This is a genomic window from Limosilactobacillus oris DSM 4864 (genome assembly GCF_001434465.1).
GTDB classification, from domain to species: Bacteria; Bacillota; Bacilli; order Lactobacillales; family Lactobacillaceae; genus Limosilactobacillus; species Limosilactobacillus oris.
On record NZ_AZGE01000011.1, the window covers coordinates 1 to 22,888 of the forward strand.

Consider the following 22,888-nt stretch of genomic DNA (forward strand, 5'->3'; position numbering starts at 1 on the left):
CTTTCGTCCAACTATGGGGGTTCACTTCATTAAGGTGGCTTGCTTTTTAGTAATGCTAATATCATGCAATCTCATCATTCGCAGGCGATCCCTTGTTAGCCAAACTGTCAATAAAACGAATAGAATTAAGCAGGATTCAGGCAGGCGGCGACCTTTATGAAATATGAACTCGACTTGATAGACGCCCGAAACGAAGGGATGGAAAAGGACCAGCCCACCAGCAAGCAAAAAATATCAAACTCACTGCTAAGCTATTATACAATCTAGGAATTACTAAATCTGCAATCTTAGCGATGCCTATCAGCTGTTGTCTCCTGACTCGAACTTATAAGGTATTTGCTTAGGGTAGTTTCAATAACCGTTAAAAAGCAACCAGGATAGGTTGTTAAAAGGCCCCGACGCAATAATTACGCCGGAGCCTTTTAGTTTCGTTTTATAGTTTTCGCAAATCTGACCAATAGTCAATGCAATCGTTGTTCCCGTATTCATCAGAGCTATAACGATCAATTATTTGCAACTTGTCCCCCTGTGCAAGAGCACGTTGGATCTTAGCATCGGGCTTAAAGTTTACGTTAAATCCTGAGTTTGCACTTTCATATACATCAGGATAAATCTTAGCAATATCAGGGCGACTCACTTGATTAGCGACCTTGACCCGGGTAATCTCCCTTCCCTGAGTCGCATCAAATAAAATGACATAGTGGTATGGTCGACCAACAATCTGATCACTAATATGCCAACCACTAGCTTGAATGCTACCATCCGGCTTCAAGGATAACGAATCAAGATAACCAGTATTCTGTTGGAATGACTGTGCTGCAAAGAAATGATGAACGAAAGTTCCTTCACCAGACTGTTTATCATTCGTATACCGAGCAATCACTTGTAATTGGTGACCATTCTTCAAAGCTGATGTCAGAGCAGCATTATCTTTGATATTAAACGCCACGTCAAAACCACTCTGAGATGCACCATAAATATTCGGATTATCAGCAGCAACATCTGCTCGTGCGCGGCCATTAGTAACTTGCTGACGCCCAATTTCACGACCAGTGGTTGCATCAAGCAAAATAACATACATTGCTTGCGCACCAGCACTCCGACTATCCGCATACCAACCAGTTGCCCGAACCGTATCGCCATCAATTCTAAATGATTCTAAGCGTTGGTTACTCTGGTTATTATAAAAATTCTTGGACTGCTTAAACCAATAATCAGTAATATTTCCTTCACCAGTTTCAGAGTCACAATAGCGAGCCAGAACTCGTAATGAGTGGCCCTCTAACAGTGCCTTCTGTAGTCCACCATACTTAGCAATGTCAAAATCCGCAACAAAGCCAGCATTATTACTATTAATAACGTTTGGATAAAGCTTAGCAATATCAGGTCGACTTTCAGTTGATGCATTAACTCGTGCAACTTCCTTACCTGTTTGATCATCAATCAATAAAATTAGCTGGTTAGGTTCCACTAACGATTTATCAGCAGCATGCCAACCGCTTACCCGGAGGTGACCATTGTAGAGGCTAAAGTCATCAACAGCAGCAATATTATTGTTAAATGCCCGTGGAGTAAACCAGTAATCAATGTTTCCACCACCATTGGGATCACTGTACCGACTGATTACCTGAACAGAGTCACCATTCATGATTGCCGCTCTTAGCTTATCATTCATGTTAAAAGAGACATTAAAACCTGAATTGCCACTATTATAAACGTTGGCAAAAGCTCTCCCAACATCAGCACGACTAACATTATTAACGGTCTGACGGGCAATCTCTTTCCCGGTTGTTGAATCCAATAAAATCAACTCATGCTTACCACGACCGATTGCTTGATTAGAAGCATGCCAACCTACAATTGTCACGCCACCGTTCGTAACCTGAAATCTATCTATGTTAGCGATGTTAGTATTAAAAGCAACACTGTTGAAATTGTGGTCATTATAATTACTATTACCATCATTCGAACTAGTATAGCGAATTAAAACTTTAATATGGTGACCATTAGCGATTGTATTTGCAAGGTTACCATTTAAGGCAAAGCTAGCGTTGAAACCCGAATCGCCAGCACCATAAATGCCATTATAAGCCTTCGCCACATCTGGACGACTCACGGCACTAACTTGCTGACGTACCAACTCGTTACCAGTATCTTGGTCAAATTAAAATTATAAAACGATTGGCCTTCCCCTGATTATTATTATCGGCAAACCAACCGGCAACATCGAGGGTGTTGTTATTGGCGTTAATACTAAAGTTATCCAAGTTCGCCGCGCTAGTCGTCTGATGGCCGGCGTAGTTAGCAAACATCCCAAAGTCAATGGAGGCATCAATATTAGTACCATTCCAGTTGTCAGTATACTGCCAAGCACCGTAGCCCCGACTCTGGACGGTATTACGGTAGTTCCCATAGGCAGCCACCCAGGTCCGTGCTCGCCCAACGGTGGAACTAACGTTATACTGCTGGTCATAGTACCAGCCAGTGTAGACCCCGTGGTTATTGAAGCCCAACGAACTCAGCGTTTGCCAGAAGACATTCAAATTATTGACAATCCCCGCGTATTGTGTCTGAGGAACGCTTTCGACATCCGCAATCATCAGCGTATCATTCCCCAACCCAACCACACGGGCCATCCGGGCAAAGAGCTGGGCCTCTGCCTGAGCCTGTGCAGCAGTCGTGAAGCGGACAAAGTGGTAAGCCGAAACCGTCATCCCCGCCGCCTGGGCCCGGGAAACCTGCTGCTGAGCGTAACCATTGGTCCAGCCGGTACTTTCCGACAGCTTGACAACAACATTGTTGATTCCCTGGTTGTGGTACTGGCGGAACGTTTCTTCGGAAATGTTCGGCTGGTAGGCCGAGATGTCTAACGTGTCCGCAGTGGATAAATTGTTGGTTGCCGCGTAGGCCGCCGTCGTCACGGCATTAGCATTAACCGGTGCGGCACTCGCTTGCTGAACGTTCAGGGTCGTCGTTGCAGCAGCGGTCGTTTTGTCATTAGCCGCTGTGCCGCTGGTTTGTGTACCAGCCGTAACGGTGCTTTCCAGCATCGCGTTAGTCGTCGAATCAGTAGCATCGGCCGGAGTTGCAACTTGACTAGCCACCGCACTGACCTGGCTCGTCGTAGTAGCTGGCGTGGCATCATCGGCCTGTCCATTAACCGTACCAAACGCCATTACCCCAAAGGCGACTGCTGCACAGCACCATAGTTTTCCACTCTTGTACAATTTAAACCGTTTCTTGGCTTCCATCTTAACTTTCTTCCTTAACACTTTCTTATTCTGCATAAGAAAAATTATAAGGCTTTAAAAAGTAAAAATCCCGTTTGCAACGGGATTGTAAATATCTGTAACAGACAATTAATCAACTTGTTTCAGAAAACTTTGCAGGGCTTCCTGCCAACTGATTGGTGTAAAGCCGGTGGCCTTGACCTTATCCAAACTCATGATGGAATGCCGGGGCCGGTATGCCTTTTGCGGATACTCTTCCGAGGTTACCGCTGCCACCTCTACCGGCTGGTCTTTCAAAATCTCACTGGCAAACTCATACCAAGAGCAGGAGCCATCATTGGATAACTGGTACAGGCCGAATGGAATCTGGTGTTGAACCGCGTAAAGCATAAACTCCGCCAGGGTCCGGGTCCAAGTTGGCCGGCCAACCTGATCCGCAACGACGGTCAGCCGGTCATGGTCCTTTGCCAGCCGCAACATTGTGTAGACAAAGTTTTTACCATACTGACCGAAGACCCAGGAAGTTCGAATGATGTAGTACTTATCCATGATCTGTTCTACCAGCTGTTCGCCCGCCAGCTTGGCCTTACCGTACTCGTTCTTCGGGTTGGTTGGCGCATCAACCTGGTATTCACCTTCATTGGTCCCGTCGAAAACGTAGTCGGTACTGATATACACCAGAGTGGCACCCGCCTGTTGAGCGGCTTCGGCAACGTTCTTGGTACCGGCCTCGTTGACCGCCCAGTTCAAGTCTTTCTTTTCGTCTTCGGCTGGATCCACGGCGGTAAAGGCAGCACAGTGGAAGACGATTTCCGGCTGCTCCGTATTAAAGCGGGCGTCAACGGTAGCCTTATCGGTAATATCCATCGACTGGGAGTCAAAGGCACTGTACTCAATTCCCTGCTCATCCAATAAGTGGCGGAGTTCGGTCCCCAGTTGCCCGTTAGCCCCAGTAATTAAAATTTTAGACATAGGTTCTCCCTTCCGAAAAAAGAGGCTGCTGGTTCAACCCACAGTCTCTTTTTTCAATCCAAAGATAACGTGCTCGCCCCCCTGTCGAGGACTGGCTCGCACTTCCATTTTTACTTCAAAGCCGCCTTGGCCTTCAGTGGCTGCCACCAGTCTTCGTTGTCCTTGTACCAGTCAATCGTCTTCACGATTCCAGTATCAAAGGTGTATTCTGGCTTCCAGCCCAGTTCAGTTTCAATCTTCGTCGGGTCGATGGCGTAGCGCTTATCGTGGCCCAACCGGTCCTTGACGTACTTGATGTGGTCTTCGGAAATTCCCAGGTTATCCACGATCAGGTGAACGATCTCGTTGTTGGTCCGTTCGTTGTGGCCACCAACGTTGTAAATTTCACCCGGCTTACCATCACGGAGGACCAGGTCAATCGCTTGGCAGTGGTCGGAAACGTAGAGCCAGTCACGGATATTCTTACCATTCCCGTAGATTGGCAGGTCCTTGCCTTCCATCCCGTTAGAAGTCATCAGCGGAATCAGCTTTTCAGGGAATTGGTATGGCCCGTAGTTGTTGGAGCAACGGGTGATGTTAACGTTCAGACCGTAAGTCTCGTAGTAGGCCCGAACCATCATGTCAGCAGAGGCCTTGCTTGCGGAGTACGGTGAGTTTGGTTGCAGTGGCGATTCCTCGGTGAAGTAGCCGGTGGCTCCTAGGGTCCCGTAAACTTCGTCGGTGGAAACCTGCAGGAACTTCTCAACCCCCTCGCGCTTTGCCACGTCCAAGAGGGCCAGGGTCCCCTGGACATTGGTTTCCACGAAGACTTCGGGGTGGAGGATTGACCGGTCAACGTGCGATTCGGCCGCGAAGTTGACGATGTGGTCGATGTTGAATTCGTGCACCAGGTGGGTAACAAGCTCCCGGTTGACGATGTTCCCCTTAACAAAGTGGTAGTGTGGGTTGTCCTTAACGTCGTCCAGGTTGTGGATGTTCCCCGCATAGGTTAAGAGATCAAGGTTGATCAGGTTGTCATCCGGGTGCTTTTCCAGCATGTAGTGAATAAAGTTAGAACCGATAAAGCCGGCCCCACCAGTAACTAAAATATTCATGTTTACTTGTCCTCCCCGTAAGTGAAGTTAATTTCGGCGTCCTTGAATGATGGGTGGTGCTGATCCTTTTCGGAGAGAATCAGGTGGTCAACCGGCATTGGCCACTTGATGTCCAAGTCAGGGTCATCAAAGGCGATCCCGCGGTCGGCTTCCGGTGCGTAGTAGCCATCAACCTTGTAGGCCACGTTGACGTTAGGCGTCAGGGTAACGAAACCGTGTGCGAAGCCTTTAGGCACTAGGAGTTGACGATGGTTGTATTCACTCAGGATGAAGCCTTCCCACTTGCCATAAGCTGGTGAGCCCTTCCGAATATCAACGATAACGTCGTAAATCGCCCCGGTAACGGCCCGCAGCAACTTAGTTTGGGAGTACGGTGCCAACTGGTAGTGCATCCCCCGCAGGACTCCTGGTTCCACGGACAGTGACTGGTTGTCCTGGGTAAATTCAACGTTGATGCCAGCTTCTTCAAACTTATTCTTCGTGTAGGTTTCGGTAAAGAAGCCCCGGTGGTCACCGAAGACGTCGGTTTCCACAATCTTGGCATCAGGCAATGACGTATCAATAACTTTCAATGACATTAATTACTCGCTCCTTAATCTTCCTTAGCCAGCCGTAAGAGGTATTGGCCATAATCATTCTTCTTTAGCGGTTGAGCCAGCTTAACCAGCTGGTCCTTGTCGATGTAGCCCATCCGGTAGGCAATTTCTTCGAGGGCCGCGACCTTGAGATTCTGCCGCCGTTCAATCGTAGCAATAAAGTTGGCCGCTTCCAGCATGGAATCATGGGTCCCGGTGTCTAACCAGGCATAGCCCCGCCCCATCAGCTTGACGTCGAGCTTACCCCGGCGCAGGTATTCCTTATTGACGTCGGTAATCTCGAGCTCGCCCCGGGCAGACGGCTGAATGTGCTTGGCAATATCAACTACGTCGTTATCGTAGAAGTATAGGCCGGTAACCGCATAGTTGCTCTTTGGGTGGGCCGGTTTTTCTTCGATTGATAACGCGTGCATCTGATCATCGAAGTCTACGACACCAAACCGTTCCGGGTCGTTGACGTGGTAGCCAAAGACGGTTGCCCCGTCGGTCTTCTTCGCCGCCGACTGAACCAGGTCGGATAATCCGGCCCCGTAGTAGATGTTGTCGCCTAAGATCAGGCAGACGCTGTCGTCACCAATGAAATCTTCACCAAGGATGAAGGCCTCAGCCAGTCCGTTTGGTTTTTCTTGAACCTTGTAGGAAAAGTGCAATCCCAATTCTGAGCCATCGCCCAGTAGGTTCTTGAACAGTGGCATAAATTCCGGAGTAGAAATCACCAGGATGTCGCGAATCCCCGCCAACATCAGGGTTGACAAGGGGTAGTACACCATTGGCTTATCATAAACTGGAATCAGCTGCTTTGAAATTCCCCGGGTAATCGGGTACAGGCGGGTCCCCGACCCACCAGCTAAAATAATTCCTTTCATAATGGCCTCCTTAAAATGCCAAAATCCATGTTTAATTTTAGCACACTTGGGCACTTGAAATGATTAAAACTAGCTAAAAAACATGAAAGGAGCCATGACGTTTACTCAAATCTAGCCATGGAAAAAACAAAAGGCCAGGATTACTCCCAGCCAAATTTAGTTATTTAATTGTAACGTTGAGAATTGTAACGTTGAGTGGTTCAAACCAGTAATCAATGTGATTACCCTCACCGCTAGCAGAATCACTGTAACGAGAAATCACTTGCAAGCGATGACCGCTAAGCGATGAATCCACTGGTAAGCTGACCTTAAAGCCGGATTGACCTGCATTATAGACAGCAAACGCATTGGCGACATCCGGACGGGCAACGTTTTCTACCAATTGCCGTTCCACTTCTTTACCGGTAGTCCAATCATACAAAATGATAAAGTGATATGGCTTATTAAGCCCTTGATCAGTAGCATGCCAGCCGGCAAGATCAAGCTGATTATTCTTCACTGCTACTTGGTCTAGACTAGCCAAGTTTTGATTAAAAGTTTGCGGTGCAAACCAATAATCAACAACGTTACCATTTCCGGCCGGGTCATCCGTGTAACGAGAAATGACCTGAATCTGATCACCGACCATTCCAGCCGTTAGCGGAACATTAATATCGAAGCCGGATTGGCCCGCATTGTAAATATTAGAATAAGCACGAGTGATATCTGTCCGTGCCTTATTTTCAACCCGGTAACGAGTAATTTCTTTTCCTTTACTCTTATCAAACACAATAATGTAATGGTACTTCTTACCCACACTCTGGTCAGAAGCATGCCAACCTGAGATGTGTACTTGGTTCCCGCTTACCTTAAAGTTTTCCAAGTAAGCCCGGTTCTGGTTGAACGTCTTAGGAGCAAACCAGTAATCAACTGCATTTCCATTTCCGGCTGGATCATCCGTGTACCGGGAAATTACTTGAATTTGATCGCCAGCCAATGCTGAACTAAACTTCAATTTCAAACTAAAACCTGAGTTAGCAGCATTATAAAGACCTGGGAATGCCCGTGCAACATCGTTTCGTGTCACACTGTTTACTAGGTAGCGCCCCAATTCAGTCTGCTTTGAGCCATCAAAGATGATGATATAGTGATACTTCTTACCTAAACTGTTATCAGCAGCGTGCCAACCAGAAATATTAATATTTCCGGTTGTCGCATCTAATGACATATTGTCAAGAGCGGCCATATTAGCGTTCAGCGACACGGAATTAAATGACAGATCTTTGCCGCCATTAGGGTCACCCTTGGCATCATTAGTATAACGGGATACGACTTTGATATTTCTACCAGCAAAAGTGCTAGTATACGGAATAGTTATATCAAAGCCGCTCCAACCAGCTGCACCAGTATTAGAATACAGATTCTGAATATCCTGTCGATAGGTTTTAGAAACATCTTGTCGGTATAATTCCTGATCTGTATTCCCGTCAAGTAATATAATAAAGTGATGCATATTACTATTAGATGCACTAGCAACGTGCCAGCCAGAAATATGGAGCTGGTCTCCACGTACTGACAAGTCATCAACATGGCCAGTATTGGTATCAAAGGCTTCTTGGTCCCAAGCAGTCAAGCCGTAGCGTTCAATCACAGAGTTCAGAGTAGTCGTGTAACTCGGGTCGGTTGCGTAACCGTCGGCCCGAATTAAGTAGGTCACATCGCGGTAGTTAGTCTTCCACAGCAAGTTGTGGTAACGGCTATTGGCAACCAGGAAGTAACCGTGGTCCTGAACGGACTGGGAGTTGTTGTCATAGGCTCGGAAAGCGTCGTTGATGATGACGCTCTGCCCACCGTAAACTTCCCGCGTTGGCAGGGTGACGCTATGGCCATTGTAGGAACCCTTGATTCCAAACAGGTTGTGGTATTGGGAAGCCAAACTGGATTGCCCCCAACCACTTTCGATGATCGCTTGGGCAGCAGTCAAGGAAGGTAAGACCCCGTACTGTTTCCAGGTAGAGATAGCACCGTCATGAATTGAATCTAAAAAGGCCTTTTGGGCGGCGGTCAAACCTGCCGTGTTGAGGCTGGCTGCACCACTACCACCATTGGCAGCATTCACCGGTTCAGCAGTAACATTGTATTGGCTAGTAGAATAGCCGGGATTCGTCTCCACAACCGGCTTGTTTGCGGCTGCCTGGACTGCACTGTTATCAAGGCTAACGGCTCCGTCATCATTACTGTTATTGGTAGTTTGGTTCGCAGCTACCGCACTTTGCGTGTAGACCTGGGCGGACGCTACACTTTGATTTTGGCTCGTACTTACATTTAAGATCTGAGAATTATTGTTTTGCGTATTTGCGTCAGTAGTAGCCACTACCTGGGCATTTGCATCGGCAGACTGGCTGCTATCGGCTTGGGCGTCAGCCTGGAAGAACAACAGAGACGCACCAAAGGTAAATAAAACAGGTAATACGATTTTTACTCGTGATTGTTTCTTGTTTTTCATTGTTTAAAACTTTTCCCTCAAATCTTAAAAACTAATAATCTAACTTAAACACCATTGACTATGGTACCATTGCAAAATTACAGCGAAGTTACAGTAAGTTTATAAAAGGACAAAAGGGTGAAATAAAAACGGTAATCATCAACTATGTTTAATAGTCGATGATTACCGTTTTATAATCTCCCAATTAGTAAACTTAAATCCCTAATGAGCTAGGCAAAGACCCGCCGGATTCCGGCAATTACATTCCGTTGACCGTTCAAGATCGGCTGAACCATAACCGATGGCGGCCAACTTTCGATTACCGTGTTTGGATCAAGCAGGATGGCAACGTGCCAAATCGTCCGCGTCCCTGGTTCGTAGTAGAAGACCAGGTCGCCCCGCTGACGGTCGTTCCAGCCAACATTGGCAAAGTGTGGATCCGCAAAGAGGTTCCGTGAGTTCCACTCGTTGCCCGGGTAGCCGTGGTGGGTCGAACTTGCGGAAGTCGGGTTGATTCCCGCCGCGTATAGCGCCTGCATAACTAAACCAGAACAGTCAACACCCCAGGCCGGCGCAGAAGAACAACCAGCCCACCATGGCTTGCCTAAGTATTGGTAAGCCGCGTTAATCATTGCTTCAATGTGGGCCTGCCGACCAGCCGCCGGGTTCGTCACCTGGAGCGGTTGAACGTAACTGTCAATCCCGTACCAGAGGTCATCAGAGTAGCCTAGCGCCCGCCAAGTTGGCAGGTCAACCCAGCCAGTTGCTGGCAGGCCGTGGCTCCGTTGAATATTCATGATGGCATAGGCATCTGACATCGTGTATTGGTTATGGATATTAGCGGTCCCTAACCGGCTCTTGATGAACCAAGTCTTGACCCCTTCGTAGCCAGGGCCGATATTGTGACCAACTTCGGACTGGTTAGCCTGAATCTGCTTGTAGTTAATCTGGTACATCCAGGACGGATTCTGGTAGGCATTTAGGTAACGATTATCCAGCCATAACTGACTGGTAGAACCTTCGCCATCAGCTTGGTTGCTGTAACGACTGATGATCCCGAAGCAATCGTGCATGATACTTGGATCAACGACAAAACTAGTGTTAAACCGCGCTTGGCGAGCATTTAGGTAACTTCCTTGACTAGATGCCAAGTCAGGGCTGGCAATATTCGTAACTTCGTGCCGTGCAACTTCACGATTCTTAGAATAATCCCATAACAGAATAACATGGTGGGGCTGACCAACCACTGAATCTGCCACGTGCCAACCAGACGCAGAAATAGTCGTACCGTTTTGACTAAGACTATCAAGCCAGCCGTTTTGCTGGTTCAGACTAATTTGATTATTAAACCAGTAATCAGATGTGGCAGTACCATAATTATCATTATTGGAGTTGCTGTAACGACTAATGATAATAAAAGTATGATTCAACATTTCCGGGGTAATATCAAAAGTCGTGCTGAACCGTGTTTGTCCTGCGTTGGCAATATCAGTAATTTTTGCAATATCAGGACTTGCAGTTACTGGAACTAGCTGGTGGGCGACCTCATGATTAGCCGTCTTATCAAAGAGGATGATGTAGTGACCTGGCATGTATACCGAGGCGTCATCGGCGTGCCAACCGCTAACGTTAATCTTACGGTTAGCTGCATCAAGGTTAAACCGCTCTAGATAAGCCTTTTGCTTAACCGCAAAGTTGATTGTTTGGTTGCTAAACCAATAGTCTGACGTGGCTGTCCCGTACTTCTCGCTATCAGAATTACTATAACGACTGATAACTTCCAGCTCATGACCAACCATCTCTGGAGTAATATCAAAACTCGTATTGAAGCGGGCCTTATCAGAATTTGTAATATGGGTGGCCTTCATAATATCTGGACTAATCGTCACGGGCACTAACTTATGGGTGATTTCACGACCGGTAGTCTTATCGAAGAGGATGATGTAGTGACCTGGCATATATACCGAAGCGTCATCAGCATGCCAACCACTGACATAAACCTTATTGGCCGCCTTATCAATCCGAAAGTTCTCCAAGTATGCTTGCTGTTTAACCGGGAAGTTAACCGTTTGGTTGCTAAACCAGTAATCGGACGTCGCAGTACCATAACCCTCATCATTAGAATTACTGTACCGGCTGATCACTAATAAGTCGTGACCAACCATTTCGGAAACAATATCGAACGAAACATTGAACCGGCATTGTCCTGCATTAGCGATGTTTCTGTAAGCAGTATGAGCAATATCAGTGCTGGCCACTGTTGCTACCTGCTTATGAGCAATTTCGTGATTAGTAGTTTTATCAAACAAAATAATGAAATGTCCCGGCATATAGATAGACGCATCATCGGCATGCCAACCGGAAATATTTACCTTACCTGCTGCTCGGTCAATCGTAAAGTTGTCCAAATGGGCAGCCTGGTTGACACTGAAGTTTAGCAATTCGTTATTAAACTGGTAATCAGAATGGTGGCCGTAATCATCTTCACTAGTAGAATCACTATACCGACTAATGACCATCAATTGGTGACCAACCATTTCAGGCGTAATATCGAAACTCGTATTAAAGCGTGACTGTCCAGCGTTTGCAATTCCGGCTTGATACTTAGCAATATCCGGGCTAGCAACAGTTTTCACAATTTGATGGGCCAGTTCTTTCCCCGTCGTCTTATCGTACAGAGTAATAAAGTGGGTCGGCATCAACGCACTGGCGTCATCTGCGTGCCAGCCACTGATAATCACTTTCTTATTACCTTTATCTAAGTAAAACTGGTCTAGGTGTCCCTGCTTATTAGTGGTTAAATTTAACCGATTATTGTTAAACCAGTAGTCTGAGTAATGTCCACTATCATTGCCCTTTCCCGGCTGACTGTACCGACTAATGATTTCCAGCTGGTGGTTAAGGATAGCCGGAGTTAAATCAAATTGAACGTTAAACCGGCTCTTCCCCGCATTGTAAACATTCTGGTAAGCACGAGCAATGTCAGGGCTGGCAACCGTCGCAACATCTTTCCGCGTTACTTCCTTATTAGTTGTCAAATCGAACAGGATTAACGTGTGGGTTGGTTCTGCCGCTGACATATCATCCGCGTGCCAGCCGGAAACATTAATCTTCTTGTTAGCCTTATCGACGGAGAAATTATCCAGATAGCCAGCATTTCCAGTCTTGTTAATCTTTAAGCCGCCCAGCCACAAATCAGAAGTATCACTATCCTGCTGGCCTGGCTTGTTATAGCGACTAACGATGGTGAACTCATCACCCATCATGTCTGGCATAATCGTAAAGTTAGCCGTAAAGCGCGCTTGTGCACCGTTAGCGACCGTAGCGTAGCCAACTTTGGGTAAATCAGCACTGGCAACGTTCTCTACCGTCGTCCGAGCAACTTCCCGGCCCTTCGTCTTGTCCCAGAGGATAACCGTGTGTTCTGTCTTGCTAGCAGCCTGGTCATCGACGTGCCAGCCAGAAACTGTAATTTGGTTGCCGTCAACTTTAAACTGATCCAGCCAGCCGGCCTTAGTGGTTACAACTGGGAACCAGTAGTCAACACCACCAGTAGGGTTCCCAGCTGCGTCACTTGTGTAGCGTGAAACCAGCCGCAGGGAGTTAGCACCATTCAGCCGGTCAGCTGGTACCGCAATGGTAAAACCGCCCTGGCCAGCAATTGGTGCCTTGGGGTAAGCCTTGTCAATGTCGGGCCGTTCAACGGTCGTCACCTCATGCCGGTATAGCTCGTGGTTGTTGCCGCCATCAAGGATGATGACAAAGTGGTGCATCCCCTCCTGGTACTGGTTGGTCGCGTGCCAACCACCGAAGATGACGTTGCCATTTTTATCCATATTAGCCCCATCTAGGTTCCCGGCGTTGACCGGGGTCCGGTAGTCAACCTGCCGTTGCGGCTGTTGGTTGTTCTGTTTATCGTTCCCCGTTGCCGGGTTGGCCGGCTGGTCGGACTGGCTGGCTGCTTGGTCAGCTGTACCGGTCGCACTTTGGCCGTTAACCACCTGCGCCGTTTGTAACGGCTGACTTGCGGTTGCCGGGACCGCCTCATCAGCCGAAGCGGCACCCGCCATCACGGCCGTGCCGGCTGCCACCGCCAGAGTGGCAATCGCCATCGTACACCACTTTTTGCCGGCTTTGAACAGCTTGAAGTGTTTTTTCTCTTCCATTGTGTCTCCCCCCAACTTCTTGATTAAATTAACAAGGCTTATTATACTCTCTTGCTTTTTTGAATTTTACATTTAACTAACAATTTCTGCATTGAATGAAAAAATTGCTTCTCTTCCGTTTGGAACTAATTAGCCAGACTCCCATAAAGCAACCTTTATCCACCTAACAGGCTGCTAATGCTGACGGTGTGCTCTTCGTTGTGACCATCCGCGGTCGTATCGCCCGCCGCTTGTGTCCAGTAGGTAACCTTATCACCATTGATTTGGAAGCGGATCGTGCTGTCGGCGGAATGATATTCATTGCTGACGTAGTAGGAATCACCGTCTTGCTCAACCGAGTTGACTTCTTCACTTGGGAAAACTAGCTTGTAGACCGCCCGGCCAATTTCGTCTGGATCCGCACTGCTACTGAAGGTAGCGGAACTACTACTTTCACTACTTGAATTGCTATCGCCGTTGTCTGCTTTTGTATAGCCAGTAGCCTGAATACCCCGCTGATCTGATGCCTTGGCCTGGTTAAACAAGTCCATGAACTGGAAATAAGTCATCTCTTTCCGCTTATGGCAGCCAACATCAGTGCCATATTCATATTTCGGTTTTTTTGCACTATCTGAAACGGAAAGATCACCACTGCCATCCAGCTCAGCGTCAAGGTGATAGTAGTCATCATCATAAAGATCGTGCATTTTGAGCTCGTACTCATCGTTTCCCCGCAATTTCCAGGTTCCGCGCTTAGCGTCACCATACCAGTATTCGGTATCACTCTTGGGGTTAGTTGAATTAACCTGCGGCGTGCAATACAGGAAAGTCCCATCCTTCTTGAAATACCAATAACTGGGCTGCTTAGTACCATCCTTAGTCGTGTAATTGGTTTTATAGGCACCGGTTAGCGGCTGACCATTGTCTTTCGGTTTGCTTGTTTCCTCACCGCAAGCAGTTAAAACCAGTCCCAGCACAATTACTGTTAAGAATACGGACATCATTTTTGATTTTTTCATTCTGTAATTCTCCTGTTCAGGTGGCTAATCAAGAGTTGAAAGCAATGCTTGATTAGCCACCTAAGCTATTTTGATTCTTTTTCCGGTTTGGATTTACCGATTACCATAGCTGACCGATATGGAAGTCGTAGTCAGTACAATTTTCGTTGGCATCACGCGTGGCAGAATACCGTGAAATCAAGGTAAAATCGTGAGTCGGGTCAGCTCCGTTAACCTTAAAGTAGGTGTCGAAGCCGGAATTACCGGCTCCCGCAATGTTTGGATACTTCTTGGCAATATCCGGCCGCGCAACGCTGCTAATCGACTGGCGGGCCACTTCCTTGTGGAGGGTATTGTCAATGAGAATCAACGTCCGATAGAGTTCATTCAGGGAACTATCGGTGGCGTGCCAGCCGGTGACTCCCAGTGTATCCCACGCATACCGCTCGCTCTCAAGTGCTCCCGCATTATCCTGAATAGCAGGTCGCGTCACTGGGGCAAACCAGTAATCAACGTAGTTACCATTGCCACCCTGATCATCGGTCCACCGGCTAATAATGGTTAGCTGCCGAGCCTGAGTAAGGGCGGTATTTGGTGCAAAGGCCACCTTGAAGCCGCTCTGGTCAGCATTAGCGACCCCCGGGAATGCCTTGCGAACATCAGGACGAGCCATTCCGGAGTTGACCAGCTGGCGGGCGATTTCTTTGCCAGTAGCTGGATTGATGATAATAATGTAATGGTATTGTTTGCCTAGGGCCTGGTTAGTGGCGTGCCAGCCGGCAACCACTAACTTACCGTTATAACTGCTGACGCCATCAAGGGCGGCCCGGTTGGACTGATCCGTTAACAACCGCTGGGGAGCAAACCAGTAGTCAACATAGTCGGTATTGGCATCCTGGGACTTGCTCCAGCGTGAAATGATTTGGATGTTGTCGGTTGCCATTTCGGGCAGGAGGTCAAAGCTGGCATTAAAGCCAGACTTTCCGGCAGTTATGATTTGGGGAAATGCACGGGCAACGTCATTCCGTTCCGTTAAACTAACCGTTTTGCGCCCTAACTCACGGTGCTGCCTGGCGTCAAAGATAATAATCGTGTGATATGGACGCCCGACCGCTTGATTAGCAGCATGCCAGCCAGCGACTTGGAGCTGGTTGTTGGCAAACTGATCTGATCAAGGGCGGCCTTGTTATCATCAGTTAAGAGCCGGAGCGGGGCGAACCAGTAGTCCACATAGTCGGTATTGGCGTCCTGGGACTTGCTCCAACGTGAAATAATCTGGATATTATCGGTTGCCATTTCGGGCAGAAGGTCAAAGCTGACGTTGAAACCGGACTCACCGGCGTTGAAAATTTGCGGGAAGGCTCTGGCGACGTCAGCTCGTTCGGCTGGGGTAACGCTAATCCGGGTTAACTCGCGATTCTGACTAGCATCGAAGAGGATAATCGTGTGATACTGGCGTCCAGCTGCTTGGTTAGTGGCGTGCCAGCCGGCAACGGTGAAGTGGTTGTTGATAACCTTGGCTTGGTCAAGGTAGGCATTATTGTCTTCGCCACTCATCATTAGTTTTGCCGGGAACCAATAGTCTACGTAGTTGGTATTGGTATCATTGCCACTCCAACGGGAAACGATTTGCAACTGGTCACCAACCACGCCCGGGGTAACATCAAAGTCGGCGGAAAAGCCTGAATAGCCAGCATTATAGATTGTCGGGTAAACGGCTTGAACATCATTCCTTAAATCATTACCCGCGGTAGTTCGGCCAATTTCACAATGGCGGGTCGCATCAAACAGAATAATCGTATGGGTAGCGCCTGGAGCCTGGTTGGTAGCGTGCCAACCAGCAACATGTAATTTCCCGTTCACAAAAGCGCACTGGTCCAGCCAGGCGTGGCTACCCATATCGGCCTTAATCGGTCCAAACGAGTAATCAGCATTCAAACTTCCGGTATCATAACTATCGCCGTTTGTATAACGGGCGATGACCCCCAGAGGATCATTTAAATTCTTGAGGGGAATGTTTAAAACAACGCTAAATTTAGCTTGATTACTATTAGCAATCTTCGGGTAGGCTTGTTGAGCATCCTGGCTGGCTAATGGCGCGTAGCTTGTTTCGGCAACTATCTCCCCAGTTTTTTGATCTTTGATGATAATGTAAGCATACTTTAATACTCGGCTAGCGTCGGCAACGTGCCAGCCTTCGAGGCCGAGGCGGGCCATTGTAGAGCCGTTTGAAGGGGTAATGATTACGGAAGTGAGCTTACCGTAATTTTCTTTGGCAAAATCCTTAGCGACGGTGTAGCTGAGGGTAATGGTTTGGTCGGGCGTATTGCTATATACCGTTTGAGCTGGAACCGATGGAACAATGTACTCGTCGCCAAAGTTCCAAGGAGCAGTAAAAGCAGGCCATTTTGATGTGGGCCATTCATAGCTAACTGGTCCATTTGTTGGAACCCGCTTAATCCCATCAAGTGTCCCCACTCGTAAAACAGGTCTTTGGGTACCATCCGGTAGATTGAAGATTATCGTCTGAGTAACCTTTTTCTCGACCTTATACCATGGCGTATAGACGTCAATCATTCCATTTGCATTAGAGAGTTGAAGCTCTGCATTATTAAGTTTAGCCTGGAGGGTACTTATTTTACTAGCTAGATTGACTTTAGTCGCTTGCTCATTTTTGAGTTGCGTCGTATATGTTTCAACCTGCTTTTGTGCTTGCTCGTACTTATCCTTATCCTCCGGTAGATATGGATTGTGGTCATTAGCAAGTGCCATCATCTGATTAGAAAGCTGTGTGCCCTTTTGGGTAAGCTCAACCGTTTTGGTTTCATGTATGACTGCGTCTTGCTTTTCCTGAAATGCCTTATAGGCATCCTGATCTACCTTGTTCGCTTTATTGTACTCCTCTCTGAGCTCAGTATGACCTTGGTGGAAATACAAGTCATATAATTTTTCACTCTGAACATGAGCCTTCTGATAAACGTCGTATAATTTATGCCACTCGCTTCTGAGCTCAGCAATGTGTGCAGACCACTCTTTCCTTTGCTCGATGTTTTCTTCTAACTGCGCGTGAAGATCTTTTTGCTTACTAAGCTTAGCTGATCTTAATTGGTTTAGTTGCTGGTTTCCTTGATTGATTTGCTCTTGGTCATAAGTGACTGCTTGTTCATTCTTGGTTTGTTGTTCTTTTAGTTGCTCAATTCCGTTATTATATTCATTTATTTGCTGTTGCGCTTCCTGCGCCTGTTTTTCGTAAGAGGCCCGCGCGGCCTTGTTCATGTCCCCACTAATTACTTTAATCCGCGGATCATTGTCATCATCACTAGCGTTGCTTGCACTAGTGTCCTCTGCCTGTTGAGTGGCGGTCCCGGTAACCGGGGCACTGAAGTTGCCGTCGTTGCTTACCTGTTGAGTTTCAGTCCCACTAACCGTGTCGGCATGGGCAACCTGGCTGTTCACTGTCGTCCCTGCGACTGCAATGCTGGCAACCGTCAATGTGGCGACTACCCAGCGCTTGCCAGCTTTATACATTTTCTTATGCTCAGTCATTTTGCTTTCCTCCCACCTAAAGATAAACGCTTTTCATTCTACCCCTCCCTTTTAAAATCTCAAGGTCTACACCCATATTTCCCTAGTTGCCGCATAAAAAACTTTAAAATAAAAAGCGGTACCCGCAAATTTGCGAGCACCATCTCAGTTTATTTAATAACTTAAAGCCCGTTGCGCGTCTGCGTTCCAGTGACCATAGAATTCACCATAGGACATCGCTTCCTTGCGGCCGGTCCACGGGTTGTTGTAGAAGAAACCATTAGCGTTGTAACCAGTCAGGGTGATGGCGTGGTTGACAAAGCCGTTCATGTTCGCCATCCACACTACGACCAGGTGGCCGATGTTGAGCTTGTCCTGGATAGCAGCTAGAGAAGCCCCAGTCATCACCTGGCTGGTGCCCAAGTGGCGCTGAACCACCGGCGCAATCCCGGTTGGGAAGACCCACCAGCCAGTAACGCTGTATGGGTTGCCAACAAAGCCGTAGTTACCATTTGAACTTCGTGGCGTTTCATTGGCCACTTGGAACTTGTTGATATTGACCCCGGCGTAACGGAGCATCATCGTGACCGCCGTCATTTCGCACCCTGTCGGCAGCTCGGGGTTCTGGCAGATAACTTCGGCATTGTTGATTGCACCAATAATTCTCCCCGCAGCATCTCTCTGCAAAATTGCTCCTGAATTAACGAAGAAGCTGTTCGAGTAAGCGTCAACCGCATGACCATTACCATTGATATCGTCGGTAAAACGGTGAATAACGGTTACCCACTGGTGCCTCATATTATCTGGCAGATCAAAGCCAAGCTGGTAGCCAGACGTACTGCTATTCAAAAGATAACCAGCATACTTAGCAATGTCCGGACGACTGCGATTAATATCTAAAACCCGCTGCCGGTATAACTCACGACCATTGTTGCCTAGGAAAATCAGGTATTGGTAGGGCTTATCCGCCACCGCGTTGCTTGCGTGCCAACCGCTCACGTACATCGTGTTGTTATACGGGTCGACGCTGACCTTGTCAAAGCCAGACTGGTTAGTATCATGACTGACGGTAAACTGGTCATCATCGTTAACGTTGCCATACTGGTCAGCAGAAAAACGGAGAACCAGACTGAGCTTCCCGTTAGCAACTGCCGGATTGACAAGCTTAATCAGGGTTGAAAAACCACTGACCGCACTCCCGTAGGTATGGGCATACACCTTGCCGACGTCAGGGCGGGCCGTCAGAGTAACCGCCTGGCGACCAATTTCCTTACCGTCGTTGAGGAGGATGAGGTAGGTATAGGGGCGGCCCGCCGAATAGTCGCTGACCATCCAGCCGCTGACCTTCAAGCCCGCCTTGGTCATCTCCTGCGATTCAATATTAAACGCCCGCTGGTTGAGCGTCGGAAGGGTGAACCAATAATCCGTGCACTGACCACCGCCACCATTGTCCTGGTCGCTGGTCGAATACCGGCTGACTACCGAGTAGGAATGGCCGCCAATCAGCTGAGCGTCGCCTAAATCAAAGCTGCCAGAAAAGCCGGACTGGCGGGCAGTTTTGAGATTATGGTAAATGTTTGCAATATCAGGACGGGCCACAGTTGTTGCTCTCGTCACCGCCACCTGACGCTTAGCAGTGTTATCAAACAAAATCAAAAAATGGTTTGATTCAAACTGTGAAATGTCATTGGCATGCCAGCCGCTGACCGTAATCTTTTTCCGGTCAGCAAGATTATAAGCGTCAAGGTAGCCAGCATTAACATAGTCTGTACTGGTGAACGGCGTAAACCAGTAATCAATGTTATCCGTATTGCCATCAGCTGCTTTGCTATAACGGTCAACTATCTGCAATTGGTGATGGAAGTTCAGTCCCGCAATCTTAAATTGAGCTAAAAAGCCGGATTGACCCGCCCGATAAATTCCCGGAAAAGCTCGCGTAATATCCGGCCGAGCCACCATTTGCTGAATCAGCTGCCGGCCAACTTCCTTGCCAGTCGTCCGGTCAAGCAGGATAACGTAGTGATATGGCTTGTCCGCTGCCAAGTTAGTAGCGTGCCAACCAGCAACCTCTAATTCATCGTTTTTTACTACTGCCCGGTCTAAATTACCGATGTTAGACCGATTAATCACAATCGGTGCGAACCAGTAATCGAAATTATTGACGTTGCCTGCCTGGTCAGCGCTATACCGACTGATAATTTGGACACTTGATAAGTTTGCCAGCTGGTCCTTCAAATCAAAGTTCACGTTAAAGCCGGACCGCCCCGCACCGGCAACGTTGAAGGACCGTTGTATATCGGGACGTGCTACGGCTTGATCAGTAACATTTTGCCGGGCAATTTCCCGATTGGTAGCTGGGTCAAGCGCGATGATATAGTGGTACGGCCGGTCAATCGACCCATTACTAGCATGCCAGCCATCGACGTTTAACTGTCCCTGATCATTTACGGACTGACGATCCAAGTGCGCGTAATTCCCTTGATCTGCCAGATTGGGTTGCTCAGCTGCTTGCTCTTGTTTACTTTCCTGAACTTGCGCAGTAGGAGTAGTCGCTTCAGTAAAGGTAGCTGTGTCGGCATGAGCGGTAGCAGCTGCCATTATGACTCCCATTGAAAGGACTGTCAGTGTCGCTACAAGCCAATGCTTTCCCGCCTTATATAACTTTTTGTGCTCCTTAAACATCTATTCTCCCCCGATTCTAATTTAATGCTTTTATTATACAGCATCGTAGTTTTTTACTCTGCATCCGTTAGCAATAAATCACATTAAATGAAAATTTCACTGAAATCGCATTACAATTTTTTACCATGTAACATAAACAATGCTGAAGCAAAAATGATTGTCAAGGTTCAAATGGTAAACTCTGCCAATCATTTCAAGTAGTTATTAGCATAAAGGCTACTTACCTAATCCACAAAATCTCTTGGAAACATTATCATCAAGTAGCTAAAGAAAAATTTCTGCTTGGTGGTCAGTCGTGGCGGCGCTAGTCGTAAGCACAGCCTTATATTATATCCGACAGAGCTCCGCTGCTTTAGCCGAGCGTATTCCTGAACATAACGCTGATCCATCCCAGTTAGCTGTCCCGGATACTCCCGGTTAAATTCATAGATAATATTAATCGCTTCCCGCGCCCGTTTTCGTTCCGGCTTCAAATGGGTCAAACGGTACAGAACGTGGCCCAGGGTATTCTTCTTACTGCTTCCCACCACGTTGTCACCATGCTGCCGGTACTGAATCGTTGGCTGGTTAAGGTAGACCAGCTTGCCAAACGCAGCCGCAAGCAAGCCAATCCACCAGTCGTGCATATAGACGTACCGATAATCAAGCGTTTTGAAATGAATTAATTGCTTCAACGCCTCGTTTATCATCATTGTGCAGCCAGTAACACAGTTAGAAAAGAGCAATAACCGAAAATCCGTCCAGATGTTATCCCCATTCATCCGCCGAATTGGTTTGAGGTCTTGGTCAACAATTTCCAAGTCAGTAAAAACGCAAACTGGTCCCGGCTCATTCTGCTCTAATTTGGCTAACGTATCTTTTACCTTATCAGCTAGCCAAACGTCATCTTGGTCACTAAACATATAGCAATCAGCACTCGTCTTCTCCAGCAACTCCATAAACGAGCGTACCACCCCGACGTTCTCAACCCGCCCCTCGTTAAAGAAGACGATTCGGGGATTCTGGTTAGCATACTTCTTAATGATTTCCTGCGTGCGGTCGGTAGAACCGTCATCCCGGATATACAATGTCCAATTCGGATAGGACTGGTCAATAATTGACTGGATTTGTTCCGCCAAGTAGCGTTCCCCGTTATAGGTCGACATCAAAATTGCTACTTTCTTATTCATTACTTCACCCCGTCTTTTTCCTTTAAAATGCTTGCAATTGCCTGGTTAAAGCGGTGGAGATACTCCTGCGGCAATAATTTCTCAACAGTAGTCTGAATTTGCTTTTGTGCCGGCATTTTCTGTGGAGCATCAATTACCGCTTGCATTTTGGCAGCCAAGTCCTGATAATCGTGTAATTTATATAGGCTACCATTAGATGGTGTAACAAGCTCATTGGAACCGTCAATATCCGAGGCAATACAAAATACGCCATGCGACATTGCCTCCGCCAGAACCATTGGATAGCCCTCAAAGTTGGAACAAAGGACCAACGCCGACGCCTGTTTGATTTGCTGCCATGGGTTGGCAACAAACCCCCGAAAACTGATTTGCGGCTCAAGATGCTGCTCTCGAACAAAGTCTTTGACTGCCTGAGCATTCGTCTCGTCACCATAGAGGTCTAGCCGCCACTCTCCCCGCAACAGTCGGCAAGCAGAAATTAAGTCTCGCAGGTTTTTCTGCCCATCCAGGTCCAACCGCCCCAGGTAGATGAAACGGGCTGGCCCAGCAAGCGGTCGTTGAACCACCGTCTGGTCAGTCGTAATTGGGTTGTAGATAGTATAAACATGCTCACGTGCAATCCCGGCCCGCACTAATTCTTCACTAATCGCATCACTAATGGCCAAATAATCATCAGCAGCGTGCAAGAACAACGGACGTACTGGTTTCCGTTGGAGTGAATAGTGATACCAGGCAATGACCCTTGTTTTTAACTTTAATAAATGCACAATCCGGTACGCTAAAAACCACATCACCGGGTTCGTTGAAATAATAAAGTCTGGTCGTTCCCGTTTAATTACCCGCAAAAGATACCCCGGCAGACAAGTTAGGTAGTACAACGTCCGGCCTAACCGGTAGTTGCTAATGCGCTTAATTGTTACTTTTTCCACCGGTTGTGCCCAGGCATAATCATTACTACCACCAATCGAATATATCCGTAGCTGATAATCATGCCGGTTCGCTGATTGATTATAGGCGGTAAACAAGTTTTTAATTACGGTTTCCGTACCACCTTTTCCTGTCATAAAGGGGACTAAGAGCAAGCCTTTCTTCATATGATTCATTCCCTCCACTATTAACCTCTTGCATTATTTCACACTCATTCCTT

The 22,888-nt window shown here is 47.5% G+C and carries 14 protein-coding genes; all 14 read right to left on the bottom strand.

The features are described from left to right. Nucleotides 1–433: 433 nt before the first annotated feature. The 14 genes from FC49_RS10070 to FC49_RS05445 all read right to left on the bottom strand — a co-directional run bounded on the left by FC49_RS10070 (nt 434) and on the right by FC49_RS05445 (nt 22,835). On the bottom strand, nt 434–2,116 hold the full coding sequence (locus FC49_RS10070) for a hypothetical protein (RefSeq protein WP_169787775.1): 1,683 nt from the start codon (nt 2,114–2,116) through the stop codon (nt 434–436). A gap of 43 nt (nt 2,117–2,159) precedes the next feature. Beyond that, nucleotides 2,160–3,251: a GH25 family lysozyme gene (locus FC49_RS10075; RefSeq protein ID WP_169787776.1), complete on the bottom strand. Its 1,092-nt coding sequence runs from the start codon at nt 3,249–3,251 to the stop codon at nt 2,160–2,162. A 108-nt stretch (nt 3,252–3,359) separates the two neighbouring features. Further along, nucleotides 3,360–4,202 (bottom strand): dTDP-4-dehydrorhamnose reductase, encoded by an 843-nt coding sequence (gene rfbD / locus FC49_RS05395; RefSeq protein ID WP_003715793.1) that lies wholly within the window; start codon nt 4,200–4,202, stop codon nt 3,360–3,362. A 110-nt stretch (nt 4,203–4,312) separates the two neighbouring features. Next, the gene (gene rfbB / locus FC49_RS05400; protein WP_003711417.1) at nt 4,313–5,296 is read right to left on the bottom strand and encodes a dTDP-glucose 4,6-dehydratase; all 984 of its coding nucleotides are present in this window, start codon (nt 5,294–5,296) and stop codon (nt 4,313–4,315) included. 2 nt (nt 5,297–5,298) lie between these two features. After that, nucleotides 5,299–5,874 (bottom strand): dTDP-4-dehydrorhamnose 3,5-epimerase, encoded by a 576-nt coding sequence (rfbC, locus tag FC49_RS05405; RefSeq protein WP_003715806.1) that lies wholly within the window; start codon nt 5,872–5,874, stop codon nt 5,299–5,301. 14 nt (nt 5,875–5,888) lie between these two features. After that, nucleotides 5,889–6,758, bottom strand: a complete 870-nt coding sequence (gene rfbA, locus FC49_RS05410) for a glucose-1-phosphate thymidylyltransferase RfbA (protein ID WP_003715755.1) — start codon at nt 6,756–6,758, stop codon at nt 5,889–5,891. Between the two features lie 160 nt (nt 6,759–6,918). Next, nucleotides 6,919–9,243, bottom strand: a complete 2,325-nt coding sequence (locus FC49_RS05415) for a glycoside hydrolase family 73 protein (protein ID WP_056984468.1) — start codon at nt 9,241–9,243, stop codon at nt 6,919–6,921. Between the two features lie 209 nt (nt 9,244–9,452). Then, on the bottom strand, nt 9,453–13,388 hold the full coding sequence (locus tag FC49_RS05420) for an NlpC/P60 family protein (RefSeq protein ID WP_056984469.1): 3,936 nt from the start codon (nt 13,386–13,388) through the stop codon (nt 9,453–9,455). A 155-nt stretch (nt 13,389–13,543) separates the two neighbouring features. Next, nucleotides 13,544–14,386 (bottom strand): hypothetical protein, encoded by an 843-nt coding sequence (locus tag FC49_RS05425; protein ID WP_056984470.1) that lies wholly within the window; start codon nt 14,384–14,386, stop codon nt 13,544–13,546. 100 nt (nt 14,387–14,486) lie between these two features. Continuing rightward, entirely contained in the window at nt 14,487–15,308 is an 822-nt protein-coding gene (locus FC49_RS10165; protein WP_235804877.1) for a hypothetical protein, read from the bottom strand. A gap of 110 nt (nt 15,309–15,418) precedes the next feature. Beyond that, a complete protein-coding gene (locus tag FC49_RS05430) occupies nt 15,419–17,911 on the bottom strand; it encodes a KxYKxGKxW signal peptide domain-containing protein (RefSeq protein ID WP_235804878.1) in 2,493 nt (830 codons plus the stop codon). Between the two features lie 153 nt (nt 17,912–18,064). Beyond that, a complete protein-coding gene (locus tag FC49_RS05435) occupies nt 18,065–20,572 on the bottom strand; it encodes a C39 family peptidase (protein WP_003715791.1) in 2,508 nt (835 codons plus the stop codon). A gap of 224 nt (nt 20,573–20,796) precedes the next feature. Continuing rightward, nucleotides 20,797–21,741, bottom strand: coding sequence for a glycosyltransferase family 2 protein (locus FC49_RS05440; protein ID WP_003715776.1), 945 nt, complete (start codon nt 21,739–21,741; stop codon nt 20,797–20,799). Next, nucleotides 21,741–22,835, bottom strand: coding sequence for a glycosyltransferase (locus FC49_RS05445; protein WP_034537794.1), 1,095 nt, complete (start codon nt 22,833–22,835; stop codon nt 21,741–21,743). The genes FC49_RS05440 and FC49_RS05445 overlap by 1 nt, the downstream gene beginning before the upstream one ends. Nucleotides 22,836–22,888: the final 53 nt, after the last annotated feature.

What these genes read in the sequence shown, in the direction of transcription:
- FC49_RS10075 (WP_169787776.1), bottom strand. Translation starts at nt 3,251, where the DNA reads ATGGAAGCCAAGAAACGGTTTAAATTGTACAAGAGTGGAAAACTATGG.
- rfbD (WP_003715793.1), bottom strand. Translation starts at nt 4,202, where the DNA reads ATGTCTAAAATTTTAATTACTGGGGCTAACGGGCAACTGGGGACCGAA.
- rfbB (WP_003711417.1), bottom strand. Translation starts at nt 5,296, where the DNA reads ATGAATATTTTAGTTACTGGTGGGGCCGGCTTTATCGGTTCTAACTTT.
- rfbC (WP_003715806.1), bottom strand. Translation starts at nt 5,874, where the DNA reads ATGTCATTGAAAGTTATTGATACGTCATTGCCTGATGCCAAGATTGTG.
- rfbA (WP_003715755.1), bottom strand. Translation starts at nt 6,758, where the DNA reads ATGAAAGGAATTATTTTAGCTGGTGGGTCGGGGACCCGCCTGTACCCG.
- FC49_RS05415 (WP_056984468.1), bottom strand. Translation starts at nt 9,243, where the DNA reads ATGAAAAACAAGAAACAATCACGAGTAAAAATCGTATTACCTGTTTTA.
- FC49_RS05420 (WP_056984469.1), bottom strand. Translation starts at nt 13,388, where the DNA reads ATGGAAGAGAAAAAACACTTCAAGCTGTTCAAAGCCGGCAAAAAGTGG.
- FC49_RS05425 (WP_056984470.1), bottom strand. Translation starts at nt 14,386, where the DNA reads ATGAAAAAATCAAAAATGATGTCCGTATTCTTAACAGTAATTGTGCTG.
- FC49_RS10165 (WP_235804877.1), bottom strand. Translation starts at nt 15,308, where the DNA reads ATGGCAACCGACAACATCCAAATCATTTCACGCTGGAGCAAGTCCCAG.
- FC49_RS05430 (WP_235804878.1), bottom strand. Translation starts at nt 17,911, where the DNA reads ATGACTGAGCATAAGAAAATGTATAAAGCTGGCAAGCGCTGGGTAGTC.
- FC49_RS05435 (WP_003715791.1), bottom strand. Translation starts at nt 20,572, where the DNA reads ATGTTTAAGGAGCACAAAAAGTTATATAAGGCGGGAAAGCATTGGCTT.
- FC49_RS05440 (WP_003715776.1), bottom strand. Translation starts at nt 21,741, where the DNA reads ATGAATAAGAAAGTAGCAATTTTGATGTCGACCTATAACGGGGAACGC.
- FC49_RS05445 (WP_034537794.1), bottom strand. Translation starts at nt 22,835, where the DNA reads ATGAAGAAAGGCTTGCTCTTAGTCCCCTTTATGACAGGAAAAGGTGGT.